General features: G+C 29.5%; 7 protein-coding genes. All 7 read left to right on the plus strand.

Annotation, left to right across the window (positions count from 1 at the left end):
• Positions 1 to 275 precede the first annotated feature (275 nt).
• A complete protein-coding gene (locus ACFCYN_RS25040; RefSeq protein ID WP_375952809.1) occupies positions 276 to 476 on the plus strand; it encodes a hypothetical protein in 201 nt (66 codons plus the stop codon).
• 175 nt (positions 477 to 651) lie between these two features.
• A complete protein-coding gene (locus tag ACFCYN_RS25045; protein WP_375952812.1) occupies positions 652 to 831 on the plus strand; it encodes a hypothetical protein in 180 nt (59 codons plus the stop codon).
• A gap of 162 nt (positions 832 to 993) precedes the next feature.
• Positions 994 to 1,611: a hypothetical protein gene (locus ACFCYN_RS25050; protein ID WP_375952814.1), complete on the plus strand. Its 618-nt coding sequence runs from the start codon at positions 994 to 996 to the stop codon at positions 1,609 to 1,611.
• Positions 1,612 to 1,787: 176 nt separating this feature from the next.
• Complete coding sequence (locus ACFCYN_RS25055) at positions 1,788 to 2,288, plus strand: DNA topology modulation protein (RefSeq protein ID WP_375952817.1); 501 nt, start codon at positions 1,788 to 1,790, stop codon at positions 2,286 to 2,288.
• Positions 2,289 to 2,495: 207 nt separating this feature from the next.
• The gene (locus ACFCYN_RS25060) at positions 2,496 to 3,149 is read left to right on the plus strand and encodes a uridine kinase family protein (RefSeq protein ID WP_375952819.1); all 654 of its coding nucleotides are present in this window, start codon (positions 2,496 to 2,498) and stop codon (positions 3,147 to 3,149) included.
• A 174-nt stretch (positions 3,150 to 3,323) separates the two neighbouring features.
• On the plus strand, positions 3,324 to 3,743 hold the full coding sequence (locus tag ACFCYN_RS25065; protein ID WP_172444178.1) for a hypothetical protein: 420 nt from the start codon (positions 3,324 to 3,326) through the stop codon (positions 3,741 to 3,743).
• 66 nt (positions 3,744 to 3,809) lie between these two features.
• On the plus strand, positions 3,810 to 4,170 hold a 361-nt coding region (locus ACFCYN_RS25070), incomplete at its 3' end, for a hypothetical protein (protein WP_375952822.1).

A 4,170-nucleotide genomic window follows, 5' to 3' on the forward strand; every position in this document is an offset into this window, starting at 1 on the left:
GGAATAAGAATATATCCTTGTACTTATCTTTATTTAAGGAGGGGTATCGTTGAAACGTGTTGTTTTTGCTATATTACTTCTAATGATTGTTTTACTTGGTATGTATTATGCAACAAGTCCTGGTTGATAAACATTATTGAACTAACTCGTGCGATTCTTCAATAACGAAGGATCGTTTTTCTTATGCAGCTAAATTGCAGGATAGTTACACAAGGAATTAATGAACTTTTATTGAAAATATTAATGTAGAATGATTTTGAAAAGGAGAGGGCGAAATGGATAATTTTAGTCTAATCATTACGATAGTACAATTGATAATTCTATTTGCAGTATTGTATATAGTAATTAAGATTGTTAAAAAAGTAAGCTCGTTTGCAAAAAATAATTTGTTTATTTCAAATAAAAGAATTGAAGAACTAGAGCAAAGAATGAGTAATTTAGAGAAAAATAATGATACTGCTTATTTAACTAACTGATGCGATAGTTGAAGATCACAAGCTGCTAATATCCGGCTTTTTTTATTGCAGTAAATGGCAGGATAGTTGCATAAGAATGAGAATTAATTAGGAAAATTTACATTGGTAAATTAATGGGAAATTCTGTTAAAATTTAAGAGGAAGTTAAAATATTATTATAAGGAGTGGCATAAAAGTGTCTATTTTTGCATTCATACTGCTACCTGCAATCACCTTATTGTTAGCGCTATCATTCTTAGTCAATTTTAAAAGTCGAAGCAAAGTATCAAAGAGTATTGGGATTATTTTATTAATATTTGTTGTATTTATGGTTATAGGTATTGCTACTTACTTTAATGGTCCTACCTTACATTAGAAAAACTAAGTTATTTCTAAAGCGTTATTCAATTAAGGCTAGGCTGCTTCGGTAGTCTTTTTTTATTGAACAAAATGGCAGTTTAGTTGCATAAGAAAAGGTTTCTACGATGAAAAAATCGAATTAAATTAAGTAAAGTTAAATGAATTGGAGAGAACTTCATTGAGATACAAAATGTTAATCGTTTCATTGTTTGTTTTGGTTTCTGGGTGTTCAAAGATTACCAGTGGAGAAGAAAAATTAAAACAAGATACACATTTAAACTCTACTGAAAAAGTGGAACATAAATCATCTGATACTAATAAGCCCCAAAAAAATGGCGACGATTTTGAGTTATTAGATATTGGACCCAAATTTAGTATCCCAGATTTTAATATTACAAATTTTGATATTAAAGTAAGAAAAGGAGAAATACACTTAGAGTTTACATATAATATTAGTCCTAAATTATACGAGTTTCTAAAAAGGAAACCTATATATTACTTTGGAATTGAGTTTCCACAAGATACAAATGATATTGTAAAACTCGATAGAACATCTTTAGTTCAAGGTCCGATGTTATTGGGTAAAGCTCAGACATACACCATAAGTTTTAATGAAAATATCCCAGTATCTCTAACTCAAACAGAAATTGATCAATTAGAAAAAAATCAATTAGGATATCGATTGCACATTTTAAATAAAGAAAAAGCTAACGTTCATACTTATGATGATATTGAATTAGCTAGTCAGGTGGACCCAAAGAAGTCAAAACCTGAATTTTTTACAATTAAAAAATAAAAACATTTACGTGGATTTTCTTATGTAACTAACGCAGTGCATTAGTTGTATTATGCTGGGCTGCTTCGGCAGTCCATTTTTTATTCAACAAAATGGCAGATTAGTTACATTAGAAAAAGAAATTTGAATTAAATATTGAATATGTCAAATAGTACTTTTAAATACGGAGGATATAAATGCGAAAGATTGTAATTATAGGTTCAGGTGGTTCAGGAAAATCAACATTTTCTAGGAAGTTAGGAAATAAGTTGAAGATAAATGTTTTCCACCTTGACGCTATATTATGGAAACCTAATTGGGAATTAGAATCTAAAAAAGAACAAATAAAAATACAAAACGAAATGGTTAAAAATGAGGAATGGATCATCGATGGTAATTATAGTGGGACGATAGACATTAGACTCAATGCAGCCGATACAATTATTTTTCTGGATATTCCTAGATTAGTTTGTATTTACCGTGCATTTAAAAGACTAATTCAATATAGAAACAAAACCAGACCTGATATGAGGGAAGGTTGTCAAGAGAGATTTAATATTGAATTTTTTAAATGGATTTGGGAATATCCCAAGAAAAAGAGACCTAGTATTTTAAATAGACTTCAACAACTATCCGATGAAAAAGAAGTTATTATTTTAAAATCAACGGAAGAAGTTAAGCAATTTTTAGTTAAATGATATATTTAACAGTATTTCCTTATGCAACTAAATGATGCTTTAGTGATACAACGTCGACTGCTTCGGTGGTCTTTTTTATTTGACTAAATGGCAGGAGAGTTTAATAAGAAATAGATAATTTATGGTAAAATTGAATAAATAATAGCGTTAAAAAATCTATGACAGATGTTATTTTGAAAATAAATATGTAGAAAAATGGGAGAGTAAATGGACATTTTATTAAATGAAGTAGTTAATTTAATTAACAACGAGAATAAAAAAATCATCATTGGGATTTCTGGTCATGGAGCATCTGGAAAGACGACGTTTGCCCATAATCTTTTAAAATTACTGAATCAAGACGATGTTAATTACATCAATACGGATCCATATATAATAGGCTCACATCTTAGAAAGTACACATCAATTAACTATAAATACAAAAATGAAGTTCATCATGATAAAATGACAGCTTGTCATCCTTCTGCTCATAATGTAGCCACTTTAGAGAGAGATATTCGTATGTTGAGAGATGGTTTAGATTTTTACACGATTGGTACTAATTATGTAAAGAGTGCTTTAATTTTTTCACAAAATAAAATAAACATTATAGAGGGGATGAGCGTTGCTTTTACAGATCCTAATCTGTATGATTTAAAAATTTACTTATATACAGACGGAGAAACTGAGTTGAAGAGAAGAGGTATTCGTGATGTTTCTGAAAGAGGAACAGATATTAATTATTTGAGAAAATCTCATGATGAGCGTAGAATTCAATACGATTTGTTTATGCATCCTTATCATCTGAATTTTGACATTGTAGTAAAAAATACCGATACCGATTATATTATTGAAAAAGGTTTTTTTAGATGTGATAACTAATTCCTTGTGCAACTAAATGATGCATTAGTTGAAGTTCACGAGCTGTTCCTTGCTGCTCGTTTTTTTATTCAAGTAAATGGCAGTTTAGTTGCATAAGAAATATATGATAAAATATAAGAATTGAATGAATAGTAAGATATTTACCTCAGGAAAATTAGATAATAGGAGACATATATGAGAGATTGGTTGAATTTTGATAAAAAACTTTGGTTTGAATTACATGACGAACATTGTGATGGTAAACATTATATACTTGGAAACCCTCATACTTTTACAGGGAGAATATTTGCTTACTGTCCGCAAAAAGATGCTTTCTTTAATATATCATTGGAAGAAATTAAAGAGATGCCCACTGAGACAGAGTATTGGATTAAAGGTTTCATATCAGGAAACGAACCTTCGCGACCAGTTGACGAAGAAGGTAAACCACTTGCCCCACCCTCACAAGACTATATCCATTGGGAGGAAAGTGTTGAATTATTTCATAAAACTGGATATTGGTATCCTGGCGAAAGGCATTGTGAAATTTGTGGAGTAAAATTATTAAATTCTTGGACAGAATTTGATTGCGAAAATTGTTTAGATAAAAATTAATCGCTATGCAACTAACTGATGCGTTAGTTGAAGTTCATGAGTTAATTCTAATTAGTAGGTGATTAAATGAACGCTAAAACATTGCTTGAATGGGCAATTAATCATAATGCAAAAAATCAAACGATTGAAGGCTTCTGGGAATATTTTAATAAGTGGCGTGTAGAAGACAGAAGTGATTATTTGGATAGATTTTACGGTAAATTATATGATGAATTTATTACTGTTGAAGAAAGCGAAATAAATCTAAAACTACGTTTTGGAATGGAAGAGGCTTTTATTTTTTACTCTGTTAATATTTTTTATTTAAATAAACATATTGGTATTTACGACACTGAATTTTTTTTGAACGGTGAATTAGCAGATGAATATTTAGATTTTGTTAATTTCAAAAGCGAAATTTTAGAGATTAAACAAGACATAAAGATAG

The organism is Gottfriedia sp. NPDC056225 (genome assembly GCF_042267765.1).
In the GTDB taxonomy this organism is placed as follows: Bacteria; Bacillota; Bacilli; order Bacillales; family Bacillaceae_G; genus Gottfriedia.

What these genes read in the sequence shown, in the direction of transcription:
- ACFCYN_RS25040 (WP_375952809.1), top strand. Translation starts at nt 276, where the DNA reads ATGGATAATTTTAGTCTAATCATTACGATAGTACAATTGATAATTCTA.
- ACFCYN_RS25055 (WP_375952817.1), top strand. Translation starts at nt 1,788, where the DNA reads ATGCGAAAGATTGTAATTATAGGTTCAGGTGGTTCAGGAAAATCAACA.
- ACFCYN_RS25060 (WP_375952819.1), top strand. Translation starts at nt 2,496, where the DNA reads ATGGACATTTTATTAAATGAAGTAGTTAATTTAATTAACAACGAGAAT.
- ACFCYN_RS25065 (WP_172444178.1), top strand. Translation starts at nt 3,324, where the DNA reads ATGAGAGATTGGTTGAATTTTGATAAAAAACTTTGGTTTGAATTACAT.